Genomic DNA, 23641 nt, shown 5'->3' on the forward strand with positions numbered 1-23641 from the left:
TTAATACAGATTATAACGGAAACCTAAGAAGCCTCTTATTCCCTGATTAGGTCCATATACATACGATGGGTCAAAAGTCAATCCATAAGGATTGTCAGGCGTTACCATTGCCTGTCCGTTTCCGTCAAATTGAACATTATTGTCAAACGGGTCATTGGCTCTTGCTATGATAAACGGATTGCCTTTGTTTGGTGTCCAGTTCAAAAGGTTTTTAACACCACCATAGATTTCAATATTCTTACCAACTTTCTTTGTTAATTGAATATTCTGTATGCTCCACCAAGGGGAATATTCGCTACGGGGGTCGGTGTCGCTCAATAAAGGTAAACGCATTGGTCCATACAGGTTACCTGTATAATCCACGGTCAATCCTATGCCTTTGAATGTGTACCCAATATTCCAGGTTCCTGTAAATTTCTCGGTAAATAATTGTCTTACTTTTTCGCCTTCCTCTTTACTATACACATCCATAGCAGTTGCTCCGGCTAAAATTTTCAAACCATTAGGGAAAGCTACATCTATGTTTAATGATATACCCTGTGACACAGCGTGACCATCTAAATTGTCATAAATAATTTTGTTAGGGTCAGTATCATAGTCTGCTATGATTTTATTATTAAAATAGGTGTAAAATGCGGTGGCATCTAATCCGATAAATGTACTTCCTGCATAAATCTTTTTTACGAAGTTCAGATTACCATTCCACGAAGTTTCCGGTTTTAAATCATTAATAAAAACGACCTCTCTTGCTCCGGTTAAAGCTGCGTGGTCTTCGGTGAATACGTTAGCAACCCTGTAACCATTACCAAAACTTAAACGTAATACATTGTTTTTATTATCAGAACTCCACTTATAGTTTACACGTGGAGTAAGGATACTACCGTGTAGTGAATTATAATCGTAACGCATTCCTAACAATACTTTGTTATTGTCGTTAAACGTGATTTCGTCTTGTATAAACAGACCTGGCAGATTGGTATGGGTTGGTTTATTTTTGTCCAAGTCGTTTGCATCTGCTGTTGCAGGCGTATTATCATCGTAATAGGTATAACGATAGGCAAGACCAGTCAATAAATCGTGTTTCCCTAATGTTTTAAACCAGGTCAATTGACCAAAAGCTATTTTCTGGTCAGCCATATATGGGGTATTGCCATAAACGGAATTTTGGTCGTGTCCGTTGGCACTGAACTGGAAAAATATCTTTTCACTTACCGGAAGCTGATAGTTACCCATCAATTCCCAACGGCTGGTATAGATGCTTTCGCCATACACTTCATCGCCTCCTCTGTATTTCTTTTCCCAATTCATTTCTCCACCCCAGCGGTCCTCATATACATATCTTCCTGCCAGCGTAAATACCCTGTTGTCTTTTCTGTCAAAGCTCCATTTATTGAAAATTGAAATTCGGTTTTGCAAAGTCACATCGGTAAAATTGTCGTTGTTATTGTCAATAGGGTTGCTGTAATTGAAGTAATTTACACCCAATAGTGACTGAGCTTTTTTACCAACGCTGAACTTAGCGGCTAAATCGGCATTAACCTCTGCCCAGGTTGTTCCAAATACATCCGCAGAAATAATAGGTGCATTGCCGGGTCTTTTGGTAATAATATTAATCAAACCGCCCACGGCTTCACTACCATACAGCGTTGATGCCGGTCCTTTCACGATTTCTACACGGTCAATAAGAGCCTGTGGGATACCGCTCAATCCATATACGGTAGAAAGCCCGCTGACAATCGGCATACCGTCTATCAATATCATTGTATAAGGACCTTCTAATCCATTTATATGTATATCGCCGGTATTACATACATTACAGTTTAATTGAGGACGTACCCCATTAATATTTTGTAAGGCATCAAAAAGGGATGGTGTAGGATTAGCTTTGAAAAATTTAGAAGTATAAACTTCGACGGGTACAGGGCTTTCCAGTTTAGATACTTCTTTCCTCGTTCCGGTAATAACAACGCCTTCCAATTCTTCCGAAGATTCTTCCAACGTAAAATCTTTGGAAAGCGATTCGCTGTTTATAGTTATGGATTCCTTGTGAATGCTAAAGCTCATATGATTTACGACCACCTCCCAGGTTCCGTAAGGAATGTTTTCCAATAGGTAATTGCCCTGGTCGTCCGAAGATGTACCGATTTTTAGTTTGGGGATAGAAATGGATGCTGCATCAAGAGATGTTCCTTGTACATCCGAAATTTTCCCCGATAGCTTACCTGTCTGGGCGTAGGTTATAAAACCGGTAAGCATAATAACTGCTGTAAATAGTGTTTTGAATTTTGTCATTTTATTTTATTTTTAAAACTATATTTTTAGATTGACAAAATTAGTAAGTTAGATTGTGCTAACAAAATAAATTCTAACTTTGTTGTTAGTTGGGGCTAATATTTAATACTTTTGCTCTATGATATCACAAACGGAAGAGAATTACCTGAAGGCTATATATACACTTACCAGTTTAAAAGGTGAGGCAAGTGTTAATGACATCAGTAAACAGTTGGACATCAAAATGCCTACTGTTAACAGTATGATGAAACGGCTTGCTGAAAAAAAGTTGGTGGTTTACGAAAGCTACAAACCGCTTAAACTCACTGCTGCTGGCAAGAAACAGGCGGCACTTATTATCCGTAAGCACAGACTGACTGAAATGTACTTGGTAGAGAAGATGGGATTTGGCTGGGAAAATGTACATAATATAGCCGAGCAGATAGAACACATACAGGCTCCGGAATTTTTTGAGAAGATGGATGAGTTATTGGGCTATCCTAAAGTGGACCCGCACGGTTCCCCGATACCGGATACAGACGGCAATATCGCATCTGACCATTATGTGAAATTAAGTGATTGTAAGCCGGGAGATGTGGTTACTTTTATGGCGGTACAGCCATCCTCTGAAGAACTATTAAAATTCCTGAACAGCCGTGCGTTATCGTTGGGACTGGATATTAAGATTGAACAAATAGAAACTTTTGACAACAGTATGCGTGTCAGTTATACAGGCAAGCAAAATGAAATGTTGAGCAATCAGGTCTGCGACAAGCTGCTCGTGAGTAAAAAGACAAAAAAATAGTTGAACCTTCTCTGATGATGTTCAACTATTCGCTACTACTTAATCAATATCTACTCCTTCAAAATAATTGTCCGTTCAATGGACGTATTTTCACCTGTTAACGGCTTGCCCGAAGCATCCGTTAAAGTCAGTTTGATGGTATTTTCGCCAAGTGGCATACCTTTTATCTGATAAGGCTGCCAGTTATCCAATACAAAATTTTCTCCGTTGATAGAAGCCTGCACTTTATTTCCATCTTTGGAAAGCGTAGTATTCAACACATAAAAATCAAGCAATACAACTTCGGTGTCTTTCCCTGCATATTCTCCTTTCGGTCTGCTGTAAAAAAGCATAGGCGAAGTCTTAGTTTCTAATTCCTGGTATTTTCCGTCATTGGAAATTGCAAAATGTTTCAATACAAAAGCTGACGGTTCTTTTATGGACTCGTGATAGGAGCGGGAAAGAAAAGACAACAGGTAATGTTCGCTACCTTTTTGCAACCTTACTTCATTTTCAGGTTTGTACAATGCGGTATAGGGTGCATTATCCATAATGAAATGGATATGCTGCCCGTCGTGCGAATTGGCAAGACGATGGGCATTGTGGTCTTCAGTATGTTCTGTAAGCGTGAAATGCTCTATGCCGTAATTCACTTTGAAAGATACCGAGTCCGAATTAATTTCCTGAACCTGTATATCCCGTATTTTGAGTGTAGCATCAGGAAACGTCTTAGAATGTTCCACCGGTGTAATCGTCACTTTACTTTCGTTTGCCTGCTTGTTTTCCTTTTGTCCTTTGCTATTGCATCCAGCAAGCAATAGCAATGCAATAACGTTAATTCCTATTATTCTGAAAGCCTTATTCATCATCTATAAATTTTAAATCTGTTATCCTATGTTTTGCGACAGTGAAATATCTTTTATCGCCAGTTTTCTTTTTCTATTTTTCAGCACAAATTGCGTGTACACGAAAACAATGGCAAACAAAACACCTGTCATCAACGCCATACATCCTGCAATGGAAGCGTTAAGCCAATAAGCCAACCAATATCCGGTAAAGGAAACCAGAACGCCGATACCCACCGTAATGAGAAGCATTTTCTTTAAGTTTTCAGTCAATAGGTAAGCCGTTGCAGGCGGTCCGATAAGAAAAGTAATGACCAATATCGCTCCCACAGATTCAAAGGCACTTACAGTGGTAAAGGATACTGCCGCCATCAGGAGATAATGCCACAATGCGGTAGAAATGCCTATAGCCGCAGCAAAAGACGGGTCAAACGAGGTTAGCTTCAGTTCTTTGTAGCCGAAATAAATAAACAATACCACGAGGAGCAGCACTACCGAAAGGATATATACCGGTTTGGGACCAATGCTTGTGCCGTCTGGAAGTATCCAGAGATTAATAGGTACGTAAGCAAGTTCTCCGTAGAGTACACAATCTTGGTCAAGGTCTATCTTTCCGGCAAAAGTGCTGATAAGAATGATGCCTACCGCAAACATAAAGGTAAAGACAATGCCAATAGAAGCATCGGTCTGTAAACGGGCTTTGCGGTGCAGGTATTCGATGATGAATGTCGCTAATAACCCCGTGGCTCCTGCACCAAGAAGCATCGGAAGCGTATCACGGCTACCGCTCCATAAGAAAGCGATAACAATGCCAGGCAATACGGCGTGGCTGATGGCATCGCCTACCATACTCATTTTGCGGAGTATGAGGAAACTGCCCAGCAGTCCGCAGGAAATAGCCACCAGTGCTCCGGTTAATATTATCCAAAATGCTATCATTTTATCTGTTTGTATTACTTCGGTATCACCGTTCCGTGCGGGTCAGTGTCCGGGTTGTCCAAATATTTTTCCAGTTGTTTTTCGAGTTCGGGCGTGATGTAATGCTCCATTTCCTCGGCATTGTCGTGTACGTGGTCGGGAGCTATTTCCATATAATTGGTCAGGTACAATTCCCACAAACGGTGTAACCGCACTATCTTTTTTGCTTTTTCAAGACCGTTTGCTGTCAGTTGCCATTGTTGGTATTCGTTTACCACCTCTTTTCTCTTTTTAAGCCTTGTCAGCCCGGACTTCAATTGTGCCGGTTGCATTTTCCGGAAAGCCAGCAATTCTTCCGCCGTCCTTTTCTTATCGAAATTATTTTCTTTCTCTCCGATTTGATAAAACAGTTTCAGTATATTTTCATCCACCATTGTACGGCTGTTTTTGTTTCGCTTCATTGTTTTGGGAATAATACCCAACGGGGCAAAAAAGAACGAGAAAAATGCAATCAGTGAAGAAACCACTACCATCCACGGACCCGTAGGCATTGCCGGAGCGATGTACGAAATGTATGCCCCTGCCAGTCCCGATAAGGCTCCGAATATCGCTGCCAGCCCAACCATTCTTCGGATATTATGTGTCCAATACCTTGCCGCAGCGGCAGGCGTAATCAACATAGCCGCCATCAGCACAACGCCAACTGCGGTAATGCCCGTTACCACCGCTAATACGGTAAGGCTGGTCAATAGTAAATCTAATTTTTTTACAGGCAATCCCAATACTTCGGCATAATGCTCGTCAAAAGCGATAATGGTAAATTCCTTGAAAAATGCTAATGTTGCCACTATCAACACTACGGCAATAATGGAAAAGGTCATCAGGTCACTGCCTACAAGTGTAGCTGCTTTTCCGAATATAAAACGGTCCAAACCACTCTGTGCCGCATTGCCCGATTGTTGTATATAGGTCATCAATACAATACCGAGTGCAAAAAAAACGGAAAGCACCAAACCAATGGCAGCATCTTTTTTAATCTTTGATTTTGCCGTGATATAATCAATCGTTACCAAAGAAAGCCATCCCGAAATGAAAGCTCCGACCAGCATTAATGACGTATTTTTTGTTCCGGCAAACAAAAAAGCGGCACAAATACCCGGCAAAACCGAATGGGAAACCGCATCGCCTACAAGTGATTTTTTCTTCAGTACAATAAACGAACCCACAATGGCGGCACTTACCGAAAGCAGGATACTACCCAATACCACATACTTGACATTGGGGTCGTTGAATGAAAAAAAGTTGATGAAATTGTCCATTGTTTATCCTTTTTCGGAGAATTTATCTTTAGCCAATAACTCTCCGGCTTCTGCCAATACGGACAATCTTGTGCCGTAGGTTTTTTTGAGCAGTTCGGGGATATACACCTGCTTCACCGGACCCGAAGCCACGAGCCGCATATTGAGCATTACGAGCCAGTCGAAATATTCTGTGATGGTATCTAAATCGTGGTGTACCACAATGACATTCTTTTGGGCATTCACCATTTCACGCAAAAGCGTAATAATGGCTTCTTCCGTAGCGGCATCGACACCGGCAAAGGGTTCGTCCATCAGGTAAAAATCGGCTTCCTGAGCCAATGCCCTTGCGATGAAAACCCGTTGCTGCTGTCCACCCGAAAGCTGGGAAATCTGCCTTTTGGCAAAATCAGTCATTCCTACTTTTTCCAGACATTCCATTGCTATTTTCCTGTCGGAACTGCGTACGTTGCGAAGCATTCCGATTTTAGCATATCTTCCCATCAATACCACGTCAAGTGCAGATACCGGAAAATCCCAATCCACCGTTTCCCGCTGGGGAACATAACTCACTCGGCTGCGGACTTCATCCAGTTCTTTGCCAAATATTTTTACATAGCCACTCGATAGCGGAATTAAGCCCATTATGGATTTAAGCAAAGTGGATTTACCGGAACCGTTGGGTCCGATGATGCCCGTAATGCTTCCTTCGGGCAGGCTGAAATCTACGCCCCAGAGTGCCGGTTTGCTGGAATAGCTCACGGTAAGGTCGTGAACTTCCAATACAGGATTTTCAGATTGGATAATCATTTTGTTTACTGTTTTAATGCAGTTACAATGGTAGTGACATTATGCTTTACCATACCGATGTATGTACCTTCGGGAGTTCCTTTTTTGCCCATTGCATCTGAAAAGAGATTACCACCGATAGCGAGTTTTTTTCCTTTGTTATTTACACCTTCCACCACAGCTTTGAGCGATTTGTCCGATACGGAACTTTCCACAAATACTGCGGGAATATCGTTTTTGAGGATAAAATCGACCAAATCGGTAACATCCCGCAAACCGATTTCCGACATTGTAGAGATACCCTGCAATCCCCGAACCTCAATCCCATAAGCCTTTCCAAAATAGCTGAACGCATCGTGTGCGGTAATCAAAACCCGTCTGTTTTCAGGGATGGTTTCAATTTCGGCTTTCACCCAATGGTCGAGGCTGTCCAGTTCTTTAAGATATTTATCAGCGTTTTGCTGATAATACGCTGTGTTTTCGGGATTGAGCCGGATAAGATTTTTCAGTGCTATTTCCGCCGCTTCTTTCCAAAGAGCTACGTCAAACCAGATATGCGGGTCATAGGTATTTTCGGATACACTGATTATTTTTCCACGGCTGATGGTGTCGCCCAATGCAATTACCGGCTTTACGTGGGTTTGCTTCTCCAGTATTTCACCCATTTTGCCTTCAAGATGCAGTCCGTTGTAAAAGATGTAATCGGCATCCATTATTTTTTTGAGGTCGCCCTGGCTGGCTTTGTACAGATGCGGGTCCACTCCGGGCTGCATAATGGCTTCTACCTTTGCAGCATCTCCGGCTATATTTTCTACTATATCGGCTATCATTCCCGTTGTAGTAATGATATAGGGCTTTTCATCTGTTGCTGTCTTTTTGTTTTCCCCGCAGGAAAACAACAGGGAAACAATGGCTAAAACACAAAGATAATATACGTGATTTTTCATCTTCATTTGAATTACGATTTTTCCTAAGTCATTCATAGAATGATACAAAATAAATATTTAGGCAAATATAATTAAAATGTTAGACTTGTATAACATTTAGACGATATTATTCTATATTTGCTTTTAGGAATGGTGGTAATGCTGAAAGTCTGAATGCTATTTATATCAATCTTAAAACTGTATTGATTGTAATCTGGAGAAATAAGATGGAAGAAATAAACGACCTGACATATGCTGAAAAAATGTACCTGTTGAAGATTTATCAGCTCTCAATGGATGAGGATAAGCGTATTTCTACTACTCAAATAGCCAAATTGCTCGAAGTTAAAGCACCTTCGGCAACAGATATGCTGAAAAGACTGGCTTGTAAAGGACTGGTATCGTATAGTAAATACCAGGGTTGCGAAATAACAAAGGAAGGCATCAGTATTGCATCTGTGATTTTGGAGCAAATGCTATTGACACAACGGTTTCTAAATACGCAACTGGGTATGGCTATGGAAGATAGTCAGCGTATTGCAGAAAAAATCATTACGCTGGATGAACCTCTGCTGTTTGATAGTTTTGCTAAAATCCTAAGTTCACCAAACCGATAGCATACGGCGATTATCTTATACCCCAAATCCAAACCAACCCTTTTTCTTCTTTTTGTAATTGATATGAGCCTCTTTATTCTTTAATTGGTGTGCATATTCGCCACCTTCGGGATGAAGGGTCTGCCAGATAACATCCCACCCCATAAAGCCGCCTACATTGCGGTCGTCAATAAAAATGTCGGCATTAATTTTCCTGCTGAAATCACCTTCAGCGGTTTCTCCCGGATAGTTTTCATTGACTGCATAAAATTCCAGCCCGTTCCCTCTGCAATAATCAACAGCCTCTTCCAGCTCTTTCCCTTTCCTGTAAGTCCACAATATCAACCGGTGTCCTTTGCTTTTAAGTGCTTTAAGTGTCGCAAAGGCAAACATCATTTCGTTCCCGATATCGGGGTATTTATGTTCAACAACAGTGCCGTCAAAATCTACGGCTATTACTTTTCCTTTCGTATCAATAAGGTTCATTTCTTACTGTATTTTGCTCTAAGTTTTATTTTTTCGTTTTCTCTTTCAATCAGCAGGGCTGCTATAATCTGCCCTGCGGGAAGTTTATCTTTATTTTCAGCCAATGCTTTTTTGACCTTTTCTTCCGATACATCTATGTGGTACAATATGCTTAGCAGTTTATTGAAATCGGATTGTATCAGTCCGTCTAAGTAGCGTGCCAGTACCTCAAATTGTTCCTCGTTTGAATATTGGGATGCAACTTCTTCAAGCTGAAGTTTATCAGCAATCAGGGATATGGGGTAATACGTTCTATCCATTTATGAATATTTTTTGATGATTAATGTAATTTAGCTTCCCGATTGCCGAATTTGTTTAAACACATCGTACAGCCGTCAAATTTGCCGTATGTAAAATGATGTATCCAGTCACCCAGATTGATGTACCGGGATTTTTCGTTAAGTGCTATATCCAAAGGAAGATGCCTGTGTCCGAAAACGAAATAATCATAATGTGCGGATGCCAGTTTTTGTCTGGCATATTGGACCAGCCATTCTTTATCTTCTCCAAGAAACTTTACATCTTCATCACCTGAAATAAGTTTGTTTTTGACCGAAAGGTATTGCCCCAATCTTATGCCGATGTCGGGATGCAACCAACGGAACAGCCACACAAACAATGGACAGGTAAATATCTTTTTCAACCGTTTATAGCCCTTGTCATAAGGACCCAATCCATCTCCGTGAGCGATAAAAAAACGTTTCCCGTTAATCGTAAATATTTCCGGCGAATGAAATACGGGAATGTTCAGTTCCTTCTCAAAATATCCGCTCATCCATAAGTCGTGATTGCCTGCAAAGAAATATACGGGAATACCGCTGTCGGTTATTTCGGCAAGTTTGCCCAATAGCCTGACAAATCCTTTCGGAACAACGGTTTTATACTCGAACCAGAAATCAAATATATCTCCCAGCAAAAAAATAGCTCCGGCATCCTTTTTTACGCTGTCCAGCCATTTTATCAGCCGTAATTCTCTCGCATAACTTTCCTTTGCAGTTGGCGCACCCAAATGGCTGTCGGAGGCAAAATATACGTTTTTACCACTGCTTAATTCTATGTAACGGCATCTTGTTTCCAAACATTCATTCAGTGTTTTAATGATTTCTAAATCGGGACGGTATTGTTTGTTTCTGCGATAACCCTTCCCAGTTTTACGGCATTCATCTGGTCATCGAAAATGTACGTCAGGGGTTCGCCTGTTGCAATTTCCCGTTTCAGTATTTCTTCGGGAGAGAGATGTTCCAGGTACATTATCAATGCCCGCAAACTATTACCGTGAGCCACAAGAAGTACATTCTTATGCTGCTGTAATTGTGGCTGTATGAAATTTTCAAAATAAGGTATCACTCGGTCGTAAGTATCTTTCAGGCTTTCACCACCCGGAGGTGCAATGTCGAATGAACGTCGCCAGATATGTACCTGCTCGGCTCCGTATTTTTTGGCTGTTTCGGCTTTGTTCAATCCTTCCAGCATACCGTAGGCTCGTTCGTTCAATGCCTCGTTAATGATAATGGGCGTGTTTGTTTTTCCCATTTCGTTCAGGATGATTTTTAATGTATGCTGTGCCCTGATGAGCTTAGATGTAAAGGCTACATCTACTTTTTCTTCTTTCAGGATTTGCCCTGCCCGTTCAGCTTCCAGTTGTCCAAGTGCTGTAATATCTACATCCTGCCAACCTGTAAAACGGTTTTCAAGGTTCCATTGTGATTGTCCGTGCCGGACTAAAAATAATTTTCTCATCGTTTTATGTATTATGTTTAACCAATGCTTTTCCTTTTCTATCTTCATTAAAATGCCCCTCTTCGTAAACAAGGTTTCCATTGACCAATGTGTGTGTAACCTTAGTTTGAAAAACAGTACCTTCCAATGGCGACCAGCCACATTTATACAGGATATTGTCTTTTGAAACCATCCATTCCCTGTTCATATCCACCAATACCAAATCCGCATAATATCCCTCCCTGATAAATCCACGGTTCTCGATTTGGTAAAGTATAGCAGGGTTATGGCACATCTTCTCCGCTATTTTTTCCAACGATATAATTCCCTGCTTAAAAAATTCAAGCATAATATTCAGTGAATGCTGTACCATAGGTGCGCCTGAAAGAGCGGTAAAATAGTTGCCGCTTTTTTCTTCAAGGGTGTGCGGTGCGTGGTCGGTAGTAACCAGGTCAATATGATTGTCTGTCAATGCCTGCAACAAACCTTTTCTGTCTGCTTCTGATTTGATGGATGGGTTCCATTTTATGAATGCGCCCAATCGGTCATAGTCTTTCTCGGAAAACCAAAGATGCTGTACGCAAACTTCGGTAGTGATGTTCTTATCAGTCAGGGGAATGGTTTTGTCAAATAGCTGTGCTTCGGATGCGGTTGTAAGGTGCAGGATATGCAAACGGGCATTGTATTTGGTTGCCAAAGCAATAAAGTCCCGTGTTGCTTCGATACAGGCTTGCTCATTGCGTATTTGAGGATGGAACTTAAATGGAATATCGTTACCATATTGCAGCTTATAAACAGCTTCGTTTGCTGTAATGAGGGCTTCCTTTTCGGCGTGTACGGCAATGATACATTGGCAATGGGCAAACAGTTTTTCCATTACCTGCGGATTGTCGGCAAGCAGGTTTCCTTTCTTTGTAAAGTATAAGCCGTCGTCTGATACCGCCAGGAACTGAGAGGTATCCATCTGAAGAATATCCTCAATGTTATCGGCATTTACGCCCATAAAAAAGCCAAAGTTTGCCAATGACTTCTGTGCTGCCATACGGTATTTGTTTTCCCATAATTTCAGCGTGAGTACATTGGGCTTCGTGTTCGGCATATCTATAAACGAGGTAACGCCTCCGGCTATGGCTGCCTTGCTTTCTGTATATAAATCCGCTTTGTGCGTTAATCCGGGGTCACGAAAATGCACCTGACCGTCAATAACCCCTGGAAATAAATACTTACCGTTTCCGCTAATCACTTTTGCATCCCACTGATGAAGTGCAATACCTATTTTTTGGATACGACCATTAGCAATGAGTACATCTGCATTGGTAATGATGCCCTCATTGACTACGTTGGTATCTTTTATGAGAATAGGTTGTGTCATTTTCTTTGTTAATTCCAAATGCCGTTGGCTTCCGTTAGAATAACAGGAGCGCCATCGGTAACGATTAGCGTATGTTCGTGCTGGGCTACATAGCCGCCTTTATTGCCTACAAGTGTCCATTCATCCAGTTTCGGATTACCCAATACTGCCATTGTAGAGTGGGTGGCTATAAATGTTTCCACGGCAACAACCGTATTTTTCCTGAACCGGCTGAAATTCATCTTGTCCCGGAAATTAGGGATGGACGGCTCTTCGTGCAGCCTGTTCCCGATACCGTGACCCGTAAGATTGTGTATCACTTTGTATCCTCTTTTTTTGGCTTCCGTTTCAATAATAAACCCCACATCTTTTATCCGCACACCGGCTTTGATGTTGCCGATGGCTTTCTTCAGTATTTGCTTGGACGCATCAACCAAAAGAGTGTGGTTATGCACATCGTTTCCCAATACAAACGAACCGCCATTATCCGCCCAAAAGCCGTTCAGTTCGGCAGATACATCTACGTTTACCAAATCACCTTCTTTCAGGATTTTAGTGGCAGACGGAATGCCGTGTGCTACTTCCTGATTGACACAGATACAGGTACAACCGGGAAATTTGTAAGTGGAATATGGGGCTGACTTTGCTCCGAAACTGTAAAGCATCTTCGCTCCGAAATCATCCAGTTCTTTTGTGGACATACCGGGTTCGGCGTAGCGTTGCATTGCCCTTAGTGTAAGAGCAACCGCTTTGCTTACTGCCTGCATCCCGATTAAATCCGTTTCTGCTGATATTGACATAATTCTTATTATTAATTGTTTTAGCTGCCGCAGGCAATGCACTCTTCGGGATTGTCCAATGAACAGGAAATTTCCGCTTGTTTGTCTTCGGCTGATTGCACCGTTTCTACCGTAAACTTGATGGCATCTGCTGCCGCTTTGGTTCGCAGGTAATACATTCCTGTTTTCAGTCCGCTTTTCCAGGAGTGGAAGTGCATCGAAGTGAGCTTTGCCATATTGGGTTCTGCCATAAAAAGGTTGAGCGATTGGGATTGACAGATAAATGCACCTCTGTCGGCAGCCATATCAATGATGGTTTTCTGTTTGATTTCCCATACGGTCTTGTACAGTTCTTTTAAATCCGTAGGAATTTCCTCAATGTTTTGAACAGAACCATTCTCGGCAATCAGCCTGTTTTTCATTTGGGCATCCCAAAGGTTTAATTCTATCAGGTCTTTCAGTAAATGCTTATTGACCACCACAAACTCACCCGAAAGCACACGCCTGTTATAAACATTACTTGTGTAAGGTTCAAAGCATTCGTTGTTCCCCAATATCTGCGAAGTAGAAGCGGTAGGCATCGGAGCCACTAACAAGGAATTGCGTACGCCAAATTCCATTACGTCTTTACGTAAATCTGCCCAATCCCAACGGTCTGATGGCTCGACATTCCATAAATCAAACTGAAACTTTCCCTCGGAAAGGGGCGAGCCCTTGAAACTCTCGTAAGCCCCCTGTTCCTTCGCCAGCTCCATCGAACTTTCCATTGCCGCATAGTAGATGGTTTCAAAAATATCCTTGTTCAGTTGCCGTGCTTCCTCACTTTCAAAAGGCATCCGCAATAACAGGAAGACATCCGCCAAACCTTGTACGCCCAAACCGATAGGTCGGTGTCTGAAGTTGGAGTTTTGCGTTTCGGGTACGGGATAGTAATTGCCGTCAATGACTTTATTGAGGTTTCGGGTAACAATCTTCGTTACTTCGTACAGCTTCTGAAAATCAAAGCCATTCTCTGCAACATATCTCGGCAAAGCCAGTGAAGCCAGGTTGCATACGGCAACTTCTCCGGCATTGGTGAACTCCATTATCTCGGTACACAGGTTGGAGCTACGGATTACGCCTATATTTTTCTGGTTGGACTTTTCGTTGACGGCATCTTTGTAGCATATATAAGGCGTACCTGTTTCTATTTGGGCTTCCAATATGGCGTTCCAAAGCTCACGGGCTTTTACCTGCCTGCGGAATTTCCCTTCCTGCTCATATTGTTGGTACAATGCCGCAAACTCATCGCCATAAGTATCGTACAATCCTGGGGCTTCATTCGGGTCAAACAGTGACCAATCGGCATTTTCTTCTACCCGTTGCATAAACAAGTCGGGTATCCACAGGGCAGGGAACAAATCCCTTGCCCGCATTTCTTCCTTGCCGTGGTTTTTGCGGAGGTCGAGGAAATCAAAAATATCGGCGTGCCACGGTTCCAGATATACCGCAATGGCTCCCTTGCGTTTGCCGCCGCCCTGGTCCACATAACGGGCTGTGTCATTATACACCCTAAGCATCGGGATGATGCCGTTGGAAATACCGCCTGTACCTTTGATGTAGCTGCCCGTAGCCCTTACATTGTGAATGCTCAACCCGATACCTCCGGCTGATTGCGAAATCAAAGCACAGCGTTTCAGGGTGTCGAAAATACCGCTGATGCTGTCTTCGGTCATACTCAACAGGAAACAGGACGACATCTGCGGTTTGGGTGTTCCGGCATTGAATAAGGTAGGCGTAGCGTGGATAAACCATTTTTCGCTCATCAGGTTGTAGGTTTCTATTGCTGCTGCAATATCTTCTTTGTGTACGCCTATTGCCACCCGCATAAACAAGTGCTGCGGACGTTCGGTTATTTTGCCGTTAGTGCGGATGAGGTATGAGCGTTCCAGTGTTTTGAACCCGAAATAGTCAAAATTATAATCCCGGTCATAAATGATACTGCTGTCTATGGCATCGGCATTTTTTCGGATGATGTCATAGGTTTCTTTAGATAATAAAGGTGCGTACGTATTGGTTACAGGGTCGATATAATCGTACAGCAATTTAGTTGTTTTGGAAAATGACTTTAGGGTATTCTTATGCAGGTTGCTGACCGCAATTCTTGCAGCAAGCACAGCGAAATCAGGATGTACCGTTGTATAGGCGGCAGCCGTTTCTGCGGCAAGATTATCCAGCTCGGTAGTGGTTACATTGTCATAGATGCCCTGAATTACTTTCTTGGCAATTTCGATGACATCCTTTTCGTCCACAGCCAGTCCGTACACTAATTTGTGTAGCCGTGCCGTAATCTTATCGAAATGTACGGCTTCCTGTTTTCCGTTTCTTTTTATTACAAACATTGAGCGTTGCGTTAATTTATTTTTAGTTCTTGAATTTCATTTTATAGGGCGTGGTAACGTTTCCTTTCAGCACTTGTTTCAGCTTACTTTCCATCAGTTTTTTACTCAATGGTTTTACACGGTCTATGTATAAAATGCCTTGCGTATGGTCGTATTCGTGCAGGATAACACGGGCAGTCATTCCGCTAAACTTTTTCTGTATGGTTTCAAAATGCTGATTTTGATACTGCACTTCCACAGACCAGGAACGAACCACCTTGCCGGACAGAAATGGCAGGCTCAAACAACCTTCCGTTTCTTCCCATTTGTTTTCAGAAAGGCTTATAATTTCTGTATTGATAAATACTTCCCGGATGCCCGTATCTCCTTCGGTAAAAACATCTTTCCGTTCTGTTTCTCCCATATTATCAAACAGAATTTTGCTGTCCGCTACAAAGAGCTGAAGCGGCTTGCCAATTTGCGGTGCAGCCAGTCCACAGCCCTGTGCGTTTTCCATCGTTTCCCACATATCGGCAATGAGCGTATCCAGTCCGGGATAATCCTGCTCCACCTTATCTGCTGTCATTTTCAGCACATTATTCCCATATCCGTAAACCGGTAACTTCATCTCAAGCACATTTATTAAAAATCTTCATCGAGCGAAAAGCTGTTTTGTTCTTTTGTATTCTGTGCCACACCCGATTTTTGGTATTCGCCTACACGACGTTCAAAAAAGTTGGTTTTTCCTTGCAGTGAAATCAGCTCCATAAAGTCAAACGGGTTGGTAGCATTCCAAATCTTTTTACAGCCTAATGCCACAAGCAACCGGTCAGCTACAAACTCAATGTACTGGCACATCAGTTCGGCATTCATCCCGATAAGCCTAACGGGTAAAGCATCTGTTACAAATTCTTTTTCAACGTCAACCGCATCGGCTATTATTTTTTGCACGGTTGCTTCGGGCAATTTGTTGACCAGGTGATTGACATACAGCAAACAGGCAAAATCGCAGTGCAGACCTTCGTCACGGCTGATGAGTTCATTGGAAAACGTCAGACCGGGCATCAGTCCCCGTTTTTTCAGCCAGAAAATGGAACAAAAGCTGCCTGAAAAGAAAATCCCTTCGACAGCCGCAAATGCAATCAGCCTTTCGGCGAAATTGTCGCTTTCAATCCAGCGTAAAGCCCAATCGGCTTTTTTGCCCACACAGGGGATGGTGTCAATAGCTCGTAACAGGTAATCCTTTTCTACAGCGTCTTTTACATAGGTATCAATCAGCAGGGAGTACATTTCCGAATGGATATTCTCAATCATAATCTGGAACCCGTAGAAGCAACGTGCTTCGGGATATTGCACTTCCTGTACAAAGTTTATGGCAAGGTTTTCATTTACGATACCGTCACTCGCCGCAAAAAATGCCAGTACGTGCGATATGAAATAGCGTTCGTCATTGTTCAGCTTGTTGTGCCAGTCGTTCATATCGGGCGACAAGTCCACTTCTTCGGCTGTCCAAAAACTCGCTTCTGCTTTTTTGTAGAATTGCCAGATGTCATCGTGCTGAATGGGAAAGATGACAAACCGGTCTTTGTTATCCTGTAAAATCGGCTCAATCATCTTTGCACTTTCTTTTTACAAATTCATATAATAACCGTACAGGTACAGCCGTAGCTCCGCTCTGCCTGTATCCTTTGGCTTCTTTGACGAATGCTGCTCCTGCAATGTCAAGGTGTAACCAGGGATAGTCCGTAAAGTGTTCCAAGAATATGGAAGAGGTGCTGACACCGCCTACCGGACCGCCCAGATTGCTCATATCGGCAACCGAAGATTTCAGCAAATCTTTGTATTCTTTCCAAAGGGGTAGTTGCAATAACCTTTCGTAAACCTGCTCGCCAATGCCTTTGAGCTCATCAATCTGTTCCTGAGCATTTCCCAACACGGCTATTCCTAACGAACCTGTAATGGCAGCCGAAGCTCCCGTTAAGGTTGCCATATCAATGACCAGTTCAGGCTCAAACCGTTTGGCGTATGTCAAGGCATCAGCCAATACCAAACGCCCTTCAGCATCGGTATTCTGTACCTCTATGGTAGTGCCGTCCATCATTGTGATGACATCATCAACGACCAAAGCATTAGCCGAAATCTTATTGTCCGTAGCGGGAACCAATCCGATTACATAATAGGGCAGTTTGTTTCCTGCAATAGCAGCAACCGTTCCCAATACTGCCGCACCTCCTGCCATATCGCATTTCATCGTGAGCATATTACCGCCTGTCTTCAGCGAGTAACCACCCGTATCGAACATCACGCCTTTGCCCACCAGCACCAGCGGCTTTTCATTGACCGCATTTTCGGGCTTGTAATGGAAAATATTGAAGGTTGGCGGTGTTTCCGAACCTTTGTTTACCGCAAGCAAACCACCCATTTTCAATTCCTCTATCTGTGCTTTGTGCAGGATTTCGGTTTCAAAACCAAACTGTTTTCCAGCTTCTGTTGCCACTTCGGAAAACCGCAGGGCATCCATATAATTGACAGGCTCGTTTACTAATGTTTTCGTCAGTGAAACGGCTTCTACAAGCCGTTTCAGCTCTTCAATCTTGTCTTTCGGAAAAGAGCGGTTACGGATATGCACATCAACGGGATGCTGTTTCTTTTTTGCTTTGTATTTATTAAAATCATAGCTACTCAACAGCATTCCCTCTAAAAACGCATAGCGTTCTGCTTCCGTAAGTTCATCCAGCCCCCGTAGTCGTGCAGTTTGGGTTTGCTGTTTCTGCAAGGCAGCATACAGCGATGCTCCTGCCAACCTTAATGCCTCGGTTTCCGTATTGGGCGTGATGACAATAAAGTTCTGTTTATCGCCCAATGTGGTAATCACTTCCGTTTGATTTTCAGAAAATGCCTTGTCAATGTTTTGTACCAATGATTTCTGAAAGGCATAGCGTTCTGCCTGCTCTTTGGTGGCAATGAGTATGATGTTTGCAGCACTATCTGCAACGTCTTCTTTTTTTGTATAGGGTATGAAATTTAAGTTCAAGTAATTATCCTGCATTTTGCTCTTTTAGTTTTGCTGTTACCGTTTGTTGTCCTGGTGTCCATCCGCAACCTGTCAATTCTTCTGTTTGCAGTGCATCCAGTACCCTAAGCACTTCGTTTACATTTCTGCCTACGTTCATCGGATACACGCTTACCCATTGTATTTTGCCATTGGGGTCGATGATGAAGGTGGCACGGTAGGCAACTTTTTCTTCACTGTCGAGTATGCCCATTTCTTCAGCTAAAGATTTTGAGGTATCAGCAAGCATCGGAATAGTCAGTTTTGCCAATTCCGGATGGTTTTGCCTCCATCCAAGATGCACGAACTCTGTATCGGTAGAAGCTCCGATAACCTGTGCGTTACGTTCTACAAATGCGGTATTGTTATTGTCAAATTCGATGATTTCGGTAGGACATACAAACGTGAAATCTTTCGGCCACCAGAACAGCACTGTCCATTTGCCTTGCTCTGAAAGATAACGGTTGTCGATGTCCGTAATTTCTATGCCGTTTTCTGTGGTTACAACAGCTTTCTTGAAAAATTCGGGCAGTTTATCCCCGATACTTAAAGGTCCTTTTTGTACCAGTTGCATTTGCTGCTGGCTCATTAGTTTTTTTACTGAATTGCACATAATCTCTAATCTATTTTTATTAAATTGTTTTCTACTAATTGTTCTTTCAGGGTTCTGAAAAGCTGTTCCTGCTTTTCCTTTCCTGTATTATTTTTCTCTGCAAAACGGACATAAGCCAATGTGGCTCTTTTCAGTTCCGATTGTATCTCGTCAGGATTGAGGGCTTTATTGGCTGAAAGATGCAGGAGGTAATACACCGTACGTTTGAGCATATTTTCCGCTTCTTCCAGATTGCCAAGCTCTTCGTAGGTGTTCGCCAGGTTATTGCAGGAAATGATATATACCTGTATGAACGGTATTTTCAGACGGATGCAATCCGGGATGTTATTGTTCAGTACTTCCGCTCTGTACAGTGCGTCTTTATATCCTGACAGTGCTTTTTCAAAATTGCCTTTATTGAAATGCTCGTTATTCGATACAGTTAATGACTGCCAATATTTTTCTATATGGTCCATACAGGTATCACTCATTTTATTTTAAATTGTTGTTCGCAAAATCCCAGTTGACGATTTCCCAAAAGCCTTCCACAAATTTTGGACGGGCATTGCGGTAGTCGATGTAGTAGGCGTGTTCCCATACGTCCAGCGTGAGGATTGGGGTTTTATTTTCAGTCAATGGAGTATGGGCATCTTTCATCGGCACGATTTCCAGTTTTTGGTTTTCGTCCTGTGCGAGCCACGCCCATCCGCATCCAAATAGCTTTACTGCCGTAGTAGAAAACAGTTCCTTGAAGTTTTCAAAACTGCCGAAATCACGATTGATAAGTTCGGCTATCCTGCCTTGTGGAGTTTTACCGCCATTTGGCGAAAGGCAATGCCAGAAAAAGCTGTGGTTCCAATGCTGTGCAGCATTATTGAACAGTCCGGCATTGTTTTCTGCAAATCCCTTTCGTATGATTTCCTCGACGGTAGCGTTTTCTAAGGGGGTGTCTTTTACCAACCCTGCAAGGTTGTTGACATACGTAGCGTGATGCTTACCGTAATGATAATCGAAGGTTTCCTCCGTGATTATCGGATTAAGGGCATTTCTGTCGTACGGAAGCTCCGGTAATACTTGTGTAATTCTCATCTCTTATTGTTCTTTAGTTTTAAAATTTTAATCGCTCTTTTTAATTGACTGACCTGCCCTAATTGCTCTGTGGCTTTCTTCATATTGTTCTGCATCAGGTTATTATCCCGAATATTTCTTTCGAGGTATTTCTTGTTTTCTTCCAATAATTCTATTACATACTCCATATCACTAATCTTGTTTTTGATTAAAATTAGATTAGCAAAAATAATAAGTTAGAATGTACTAACAAAATAATTAGATGAATTATTTTGAAATAACAGGAAGCTGCATATAGCAATTAAAAAAGCCGAAGTCTAAAAACTTCGGCTAACACGCCATTCAGGTTTAATAAGAAAAGTATATATATCTTTAGTTGTCCTGCTGTACCAAATGCTGCAAGTTCGGGTCATTTTTAATCCGCTCCATTTCGCTCTCAACAATATGAACAATGTCTAATTTTATCTGACGGTAATTGCTCTCAATTTCCTGCTTCATCTTATCCTCGCCCTGTTCATCTACAAAAGATAAAATTTCCGGTATCTTCTGATAGGCTTCCGTTTCCGCAGCAACCTTTTCATTATCTACCACAATTTCGGCGTGGAAAATCTTTTGCTCGATACGTTCGTCAAAGTTATCCGATACAGAACCCACGAACATACCTTGTGTAAGTGTACTGATTTTTGAGGCTGGGATAAGGCTGTCTAATTGGGTTGAAATGGAAGTAGATTTGTCATTTCGGTTAATCGTCATACTTTGGCGCTTCTGCAATACTTTCCCGAAACGCTCCGAAAGACTTTTTGCCGTTTCGCCAACCACCTGACCACTGAAAATATTACCTACTGTATTCTGTATTACTTTGGCTTCCTTATCTCCATAGTCACGGATTAACTGCGAAAAGTCCTGAAAGCCCAGGCAAACCGCTACTTTATTGCTTCTCGCTGTTGCTATAAGGTTATCCAATCCCCTGAAATAAATTGTGGGCAGTTCGTCTATGATAACGGAACTCTTTAATTGCCCTTTCTTATTAATGAGTTTGACAATTCGGGAATTATACAGCCCCAAAGCTGCGGAATAAATATTTTGTCGGTCGGGGTTGTTACCCACGCACAAAATTTTCGGCTCTTTCGGATTGTTGATGTCTAATGAAAAATCATCGCCTGTCATTACCCAATACAATTGCGGACTAATCATTCTTGATAACGGGATTTTTGCAGATGCAATCTGTCCTTGTAATTGGTCTTGTGCTCCCCCTTGCCAAGCATCGAGAAAAGGAGATAAATAATTCTCTAATTCATAATAAGAGGTCAAAATCGTAAATACGTCCGAATACTTTTTATTCAGTAATTCAATAGCGTGGGGAAAGGTGCAATACTTACCGTTATCGTAGATTTTCAGATACCAAATAATGGCTGCCAATAATATAATTGGGCTTTCCACAAAGAAATCCCCTTGTTTCTGTATCCACGACCTGTTGAGGTTCAGCATTATGGTATAAGCTGCTTCGTAGGCATCCGATATGTCCGTCATAAAGTCAGGATTAAGCGGATTGCAACGGTGGCTCCTACGTGGGTCGTCAAAGTTGATGACGTAGAATTTGGGTTGAACTTTGTACTTATCCCTGTTCTTCAGTAAATGATTGTAAGCAATCGTAGAAAGGTCGTCAAACTTAAAATCATAGATATACATTGAAAAACCTTTCTCAATCTGCTGTTTGATATAATTGTTTACAATGGCATAAGATTTACCAGAACCCGGAGTTCCCAACACAATCGTTGCCCGAAAGGGGTTTACAATGTTTATCCAACCGTCATTCCATTTGCTTTTGTAGTAAAACTTTGTGGGCAGATTTACCGAGTATTCGTTTTGCATTAATTTGGTTTCCTGTTGGAAGCTCTCGTTTTCGTTGTTGAAAACATCGTCCATTAAATTGTTACGGAGCAAACGGCTCATCCAAACCCCTGCAACCATTAAAGCGATATAGCCTAAACCCGTTGTTAGGATATAGAGAAATGTAGTGGTGTTTAGTGGTAGCTTTAATAATGGAGAATTCAAAAAGAAAAGGACGAAGCCGATACCAAAAGCCACATAAATTTTGCCCCACGTAATCTTTTCGTCCTTTACGCCTTTCGTTCCCAAACAGCTCAAAGCCAACAATACCAATGCAAATATTTTGGTATATAGGGTATGCGAAAACAGTCCGGCGGTACGCTGAAAATTGCTTAATATTTTGTTGATGATTTCTAATGTCCAGCCACGTTCTATAAAGAAACCGTAGCAAAACCAATACAAGTGCATCAATACTATAATGATGCTTACTCCTCGCATAAAAGCCATAATCTTGGCTAAGCCTCTTAAATCGTCTTCTCCCTGCATTTTATAATTTTTTAAATGTTCGGGCGTGAATTTATGAGCTATGAAGAGTGGCTATAAGATTATGGCAGTCATTGGCTTGGAGTGGCTGTGTTTGGCTGAATACTACTGCTGACCTCTTTTGCGTTTCCGCTTTTTCTTCATTTTGTTGGCAAAGTCCTGTTCCTCGTAATCTTCGCCCTGCGCTTCAGGCAATAAACCGCCCAATGCTTCTATCAAGCCGTCTTCGTGCTTTTCCGTAGTTAAGAAGTCGAACAAATGGTGTGGTTCTTCCGCAGGAAGATCCGCATCATTTGATGTGGATATTTTGGGTTGCTGTAAAGCAGGTTCTTTTATCTCCGGTTTGATGTTATTGTTCCAATAATCATTAAAGGTATTGGCAGAAAGTTCCTTTGCCAAACTTGAACCGTTCCATACGGATTTGGAATTATGGTCGATGAATGTCATTCCATAAATACGTCCTGTGTCGTTTCTCCGTACCACTACATTGATACCTTGCTCGCCTAAGTGCTTTTTAAAGCTCAATTCATTATCCGTAGATTGTAGGGCAATCGTTACGGCAGCTTTTAAAGTATTCTTGGTTGGGTTATCCTTTAAAGCCGTTTTGCATTTCGCAAAATGCAATTCCAATGCTGGTAGCCCTGCATTCTTTCCGAATAAGGAAGCCTTAAACGGATTTCCTGCTTTTTCGCCTTTTTCATTCAACGGAATATATAGCAAACCTTGCTGTGGTTTTCCCTGCAATTCGCCCTCTATCTTTTCGGTGGTAATATTGAAAAGAGAAAGCAAAGCATTGTATTCGCCCAAAGTCTGATATTGATAATAGTTCGGCAGGTGTCGTACTACTGAAGCAATCTGACTTTTCACATCGCCTTTACTGTAATCCACAGGGTGGAAAATTTTATCGTTCTGGCTACGCTCTTTATCTGTTGCAGGTATCAAATGGTGTTGTTTTTCGAGTTCACGGCAGATGTTCATCGACCGCATTTTCTCGAATTTGTCCGAAATCTTTTTTCCGTTTTCGTCCACACAAACCGATACGATATGGATATGGGTACGGTCAATATCGGTATGTTTGAATACCACAAAAGGCTGTTCGCTATATCCCAACTCCCGCATATACTGCTGTGCCATTTCCCGAAACTTATCATCGCTAACGGTATCTTTCGGGTCGGGATTGAGCGAAATATGCAGGGTATGTTTCTCTGTATTTTGATTAGCCAAGAGATAAGGAGCAAAAGATTGTGCCAATTGTGCCACAGAATATTGCCCGTTGGACGTTTCAATTATCTTATTTGCAAACAGAATTTGTCCGTTTTCTTTCTCAACTTTCAGATTATTATACGCCAATGCTCCGTATAAATTTGCACTTCTTCCGATTTTCGCTATCATTTT

At 42.0% G+C, this 23641-nt stretch carries 24 protein-coding genes; 2 read left to right on the forward strand and 22 right to left on the reverse strand.

All coding sequences use genetic code 11. From position 1 onward, the window contains the following. A complete protein-coding gene (locus tag AACH28_RS08825) occupies positions 1-2292 on the reverse strand; it encodes a TonB-dependent receptor domain-containing protein (RefSeq protein WP_341832745.1) in 2292 nt (763 codons plus the stop codon). Positions 2293-2410: 118 nt separating this feature from the next. On the opposite strand from AACH28_RS08825, the gene AACH28_RS08830 reads away from it, so the two are divergent. Beyond that, positions 2411-3076: a metal-dependent transcriptional regulator gene (locus tag AACH28_RS08830; protein ID WP_284442702.1), complete on the forward strand. Its 666-nt coding sequence runs from the start codon at positions 2411-2413 to the stop codon at positions 3074-3076. 50 nt (positions 3077-3126) lie between these two features. Here AACH28_RS08830 and AACH28_RS08835 read toward each other — a convergent pair whose 3' ends face one another. Genes AACH28_RS08835 through AACH28_RS08855 form a run of 5 tightly spaced genes read right to left on the reverse strand, consistent with a single transcriptional unit; the run spans position 3127 to position 7852 of the window. Beyond that, a complete protein-coding gene (locus AACH28_RS08835; RefSeq protein ID WP_139367891.1) occupies positions 3127-3924 on the reverse strand; it encodes a hypothetical protein in 798 nt (265 codons plus the stop codon). Positions 3925-3942: 18 nt separating this feature from the next. Then, on the reverse strand, positions 3943-4839 hold the full coding sequence (locus AACH28_RS08840) for a metal ABC transporter permease (protein WP_078690900.1): 897 nt from the start codon (positions 4837-4839) through the stop codon (positions 3943-3945). A gap of 14 nt (positions 4840-4853) precedes the next feature. Then, positions 4854-6137 (reverse strand): iron chelate uptake ABC transporter family permease subunit, encoded by a 1284-nt coding sequence (locus AACH28_RS08845; RefSeq protein ID WP_078690899.1) that lies wholly within the window; start codon positions 6135-6137, stop codon positions 4854-4856. Positions 6138-6140: 3 nt separating this feature from the next. Continuing rightward, complete coding sequence (locus tag AACH28_RS08850) at positions 6141-6926, reverse strand: metal ABC transporter ATP-binding protein (RefSeq protein WP_078690898.1); 786 nt, start codon at positions 6924-6926, stop codon at positions 6141-6143. Positions 6927-6931: 5 nt separating this feature from the next. Continuing rightward, a complete protein-coding gene (locus tag AACH28_RS08855; RefSeq protein ID WP_068597958.1) occupies positions 6932-7852 on the reverse strand; it encodes a metal ABC transporter solute-binding protein, Zn/Mn family in 921 nt (306 codons plus the stop codon). 206 nt (positions 7853-8058) lie between these two features. Between AACH28_RS08855 and AACH28_RS08860 the strand changes: the two genes are divergently transcribed. Then, positions 8059-8448, forward strand: coding sequence for a metal-dependent transcriptional regulator (locus AACH28_RS08860; RefSeq protein WP_284442701.1), 390 nt, complete (start codon positions 8059-8061; stop codon positions 8446-8448). A 15-nt stretch (positions 8449-8463) separates the two neighbouring features. Here the strand turns inward: AACH28_RS08860 and AACH28_RS08865 are convergent, their stop codons facing one another. The 16 genes from AACH28_RS08865 to mobB form a co-directional block, all read right to left on the reverse strand. Then, the gene (locus tag AACH28_RS08865; protein ID WP_068597159.1) at positions 8464-8913 is read right to left on the reverse strand and encodes a BT0820 family HAD-type phosphatase; all 450 of its coding nucleotides are present in this window, start codon (positions 8911-8913) and stop codon (positions 8464-8466) included. Continuing rightward, positions 8910-9212 carry a hypothetical protein gene (locus tag AACH28_RS08870; protein ID WP_068597160.1) on the reverse strand — a complete coding sequence of 101 codons (303 nt, stop codon included), beginning with the start codon at positions 9210-9212 and terminating at the stop codon, positions 8910-8912. Before AACH28_RS08870 ends, AACH28_RS08865 begins: the two co-directional genes overlap by 4 nt. 20 nt (positions 9213-9232) lie before the next feature. After that, positions 9233-10030, reverse strand: a complete 798-nt coding sequence (locus tag AACH28_RS08875; protein WP_341832746.1) for a UDP-2,3-diacylglucosamine diphosphatase — start codon at positions 10028-10030, stop codon at positions 9233-9235. Between the two features lie 26 nt (positions 10031-10056). After that, a complete protein-coding gene (locus AACH28_RS08880; protein WP_078691096.1) occupies positions 10057-10692 on the reverse strand; it encodes a 2,3-diphosphoglycerate-dependent phosphoglycerate mutase in 636 nt (211 codons plus the stop codon). 4 nt (positions 10693-10696) lie between these two features. Further along, complete coding sequence (locus AACH28_RS08885) at positions 10697-12043, reverse strand: dihydroorotase (protein WP_068597163.1); 1347 nt, start codon at positions 12041-12043, stop codon at positions 10697-10699. An 8-nt stretch (positions 12044-12051) separates the two neighbouring features. Further along, positions 12052-12822, reverse strand: coding sequence for a type I methionyl aminopeptidase (gene map / locus AACH28_RS08890; RefSeq protein ID WP_068597164.1), 771 nt, complete (start codon positions 12820-12822; stop codon positions 12052-12054). Positions 12823-12842: 20 nt separating this feature from the next. Next, positions 12843-15182, reverse strand: a complete 2340-nt coding sequence (locus tag AACH28_RS08895) for a ribonucleoside-diphosphate reductase subunit alpha (RefSeq protein ID WP_341832747.1) — start codon at positions 15180-15182, stop codon at positions 12843-12845. Between the two features lie 22 nt (positions 15183-15204). Continuing rightward, positions 15205-15789 carry a peptide deformylase gene (def, locus tag AACH28_RS08900; protein ID WP_078690895.1) on the reverse strand — a complete coding sequence of 195 codons (585 nt, stop codon included), beginning with the start codon at positions 15787-15789 and terminating at the stop codon, positions 15205-15207. Between the two features lie 14 nt (positions 15790-15803). Further along, positions 15804-16775 (reverse strand): ribonucleoside-diphosphate reductase small subunit, encoded by a 972-nt coding sequence (locus AACH28_RS08905; RefSeq protein WP_078690894.1) that lies wholly within the window; start codon positions 16773-16775, stop codon positions 15804-15806. Further along, the gene (locus AACH28_RS08910) at positions 16768-18210 is read right to left on the reverse strand and encodes a M17 family metallopeptidase (protein WP_068597171.1); all 1443 of its coding nucleotides are present in this window, start codon (positions 18208-18210) and stop codon (positions 16768-16770) included. The genes AACH28_RS08905 and AACH28_RS08910 overlap by 8 nt, the downstream gene beginning before the upstream one ends. Then, complete coding sequence (locus AACH28_RS08915; protein WP_068597962.1) at positions 18200-18787, reverse strand: peroxiredoxin; 588 nt, start codon at positions 18785-18787, stop codon at positions 18200-18202. Before AACH28_RS08915 ends, AACH28_RS08910 begins: the two co-directional genes overlap by 11 nt. Before the next feature lie 44 nt (positions 18788-18831). Continuing rightward, the gene (locus AACH28_RS08920) at positions 18832-19281 is read right to left on the reverse strand and encodes a tetratricopeptide repeat protein (protein ID WP_341832748.1); all 450 of its coding nucleotides are present in this window, start codon (positions 19279-19281) and stop codon (positions 18832-18834) included. Between the two features lie 16 nt (positions 19282-19297). Beyond that, the gene (locus AACH28_RS08925) at positions 19298-19894 is read right to left on the reverse strand and encodes a superoxide dismutase (RefSeq protein WP_068597175.1); all 597 of its coding nucleotides are present in this window, start codon (positions 19892-19894) and stop codon (positions 19298-19300) included. After that, entirely contained in the window at positions 19891-20061 is a 171-nt protein-coding gene (locus tag AACH28_RS08930; protein WP_176133359.1) for a hypothetical protein, read from the reverse strand. The genes AACH28_RS08925 and AACH28_RS08930 overlap by 4 nt, the downstream gene beginning before the upstream one ends. Positions 20062-20245: 184 nt before the next feature. Further along, a complete protein-coding gene (mobC, locus tag AACH28_RS08935; RefSeq protein ID WP_078690892.1) occupies positions 20246-22249 on the reverse strand; it encodes a conjugal transfer protein MobC in 2004 nt (667 codons plus the stop codon). Positions 22250-22351: 102 nt separating this feature from the next. Next, on the reverse strand, positions 22352-23638 hold the full coding sequence (mobB, locus tag AACH28_RS08940) for a conjugal transfer protein MobB (protein ID WP_078690891.1): 1287 nt from the start codon (positions 23636-23638) through the stop codon (positions 22352-22354). Between the last annotated feature and the right edge of the window lie 3 nt (positions 23639-23641).

The sequence above is a fragment of the Sphingobacterium thalpophilum genome, from assembly GCF_038396785.1.
GTDB lineage: Bacteria > Bacteroidota > Bacteroidia > Sphingobacteriales > Sphingobacteriaceae > Sphingobacterium > Sphingobacterium thalpophilum_A.

Coding starts and splice junctions, on each gene's coding strand:
- AACH28_RS08825 (WP_341832745.1), bottom strand. CDS start 2,292: ATGACAAAATTCAAAACACTATTTACAGCAGTTATTATGCTTACCGGT.
- AACH28_RS08830 (WP_284442702.1), top strand. CDS start 2,411: ATGATATCACAAACGGAAGAGAATTACCTGAAGGCTATATATACACTT.
- AACH28_RS08835 (WP_139367891.1), bottom strand. CDS start 3,924: ATGATGAATAAGGCTTTCAGAATAATAGGAATTAACGTTATTGCATTG.
- AACH28_RS08840 (WP_078690900.1), bottom strand. CDS start 4,839: ATGATAGCATTTTGGATAATATTAACCGGAGCACTGGTGGCTATTTCC.
- AACH28_RS08845 (WP_078690899.1), bottom strand. CDS start 6,137: ATGGACAATTTCATCAACTTTTTTTCATTCAACGACCCCAATGTCAAG.
- AACH28_RS08850 (WP_078690898.1), bottom strand. CDS start 6,926: ATGATTATCCAATCTGAAAATCCTGTATTGGAAGTTCACGACCTTACC.
- AACH28_RS08855 (WP_068597958.1), bottom strand. CDS start 7,852: ATGAAAAATCACGTATATTATCTTTGTGTTTTAGCCATTGTTTCCCTG.
- AACH28_RS08860 (WP_284442701.1), top strand. CDS start 8,059: ATGGAAGAAATAAACGACCTGACATATGCTGAAAAAATGTACCTGTTG.
- AACH28_RS08865 (WP_068597159.1), bottom strand. CDS start 8,913: ATGAACCTTATTGATACGAAAGGAAAAGTAATAGCCGTAGATTTTGAC.
- AACH28_RS08870 (WP_068597160.1), bottom strand. CDS start 9,212: ATGGATAGAACGTATTACCCCATATCCCTGATTGCTGATAAACTTCAG.
- AACH28_RS08880 (WP_078691096.1), bottom strand. CDS start 10,692: ATGAGAAAATTATTTTTAGTCCGGCACGGACAATCACAATGGAACCTT.
- AACH28_RS08885 (WP_068597163.1), bottom strand. CDS start 12,043: ATGACACAACCTATTCTCATAAAAGATACCAACGTAGTCAATGAGGGC.
- map (WP_068597164.1), bottom strand. CDS start 12,822: ATGTCAATATCAGCAGAAACGGATTTAATCGGGATGCAGGCAGTAAGC.
- AACH28_RS08895 (WP_341832747.1), bottom strand. CDS start 15,182: ATGTTTGTAATAAAAAGAAACGGAAAACAGGAAGCCGTACATTTCGAT.
- def (WP_078690895.1), bottom strand. CDS start 15,789: ATGAAGTTACCGGTTTACGGATATGGGAATAATGTGCTGAAAATGACA.
- AACH28_RS08905 (WP_078690894.1), bottom strand. CDS start 16,775: ATGATTGAGCCGATTTTACAGGATAACAAAGACCGGTTTGTCATCTTT.
- AACH28_RS08910 (WP_068597171.1), bottom strand. CDS start 18,210: ATGCAGGATAATTACTTGAACTTAAATTTCATACCCTATACAAAAAAA.
- AACH28_RS08915 (WP_068597962.1), bottom strand. CDS start 18,787: ATGCAACTGGTACAAAAAGGACCTTTAAGTATCGGGGATAAACTGCCC.
- AACH28_RS08920 (WP_341832748.1), bottom strand. CDS start 19,281: ATGGACCATATAGAAAAATATTGGCAGTCATTAACTGTATCGAATAAC.
- AACH28_RS08925 (WP_068597175.1), bottom strand. CDS start 19,894: ATGAGAATTACACAAGTATTACCGGAGCTTCCGTACGACAGAAATGCC.
- AACH28_RS08930 (WP_176133359.1), bottom strand. CDS start 20,061: ATGGAGTATGTAATAGAATTATTGGAAGAAAACAAGAAATACCTCGAA.
- mobC (WP_078690892.1), bottom strand. CDS start 22,249: ATGCAGGGAGAAGACGATTTAAGAGGCTTAGCCAAGATTATGGCTTTT.
- mobB (WP_078690891.1), bottom strand. CDS start 23,638: ATGATAGCGAAAATCGGAAGAAGTGCAAATTTATACGGAGCATTGGCG.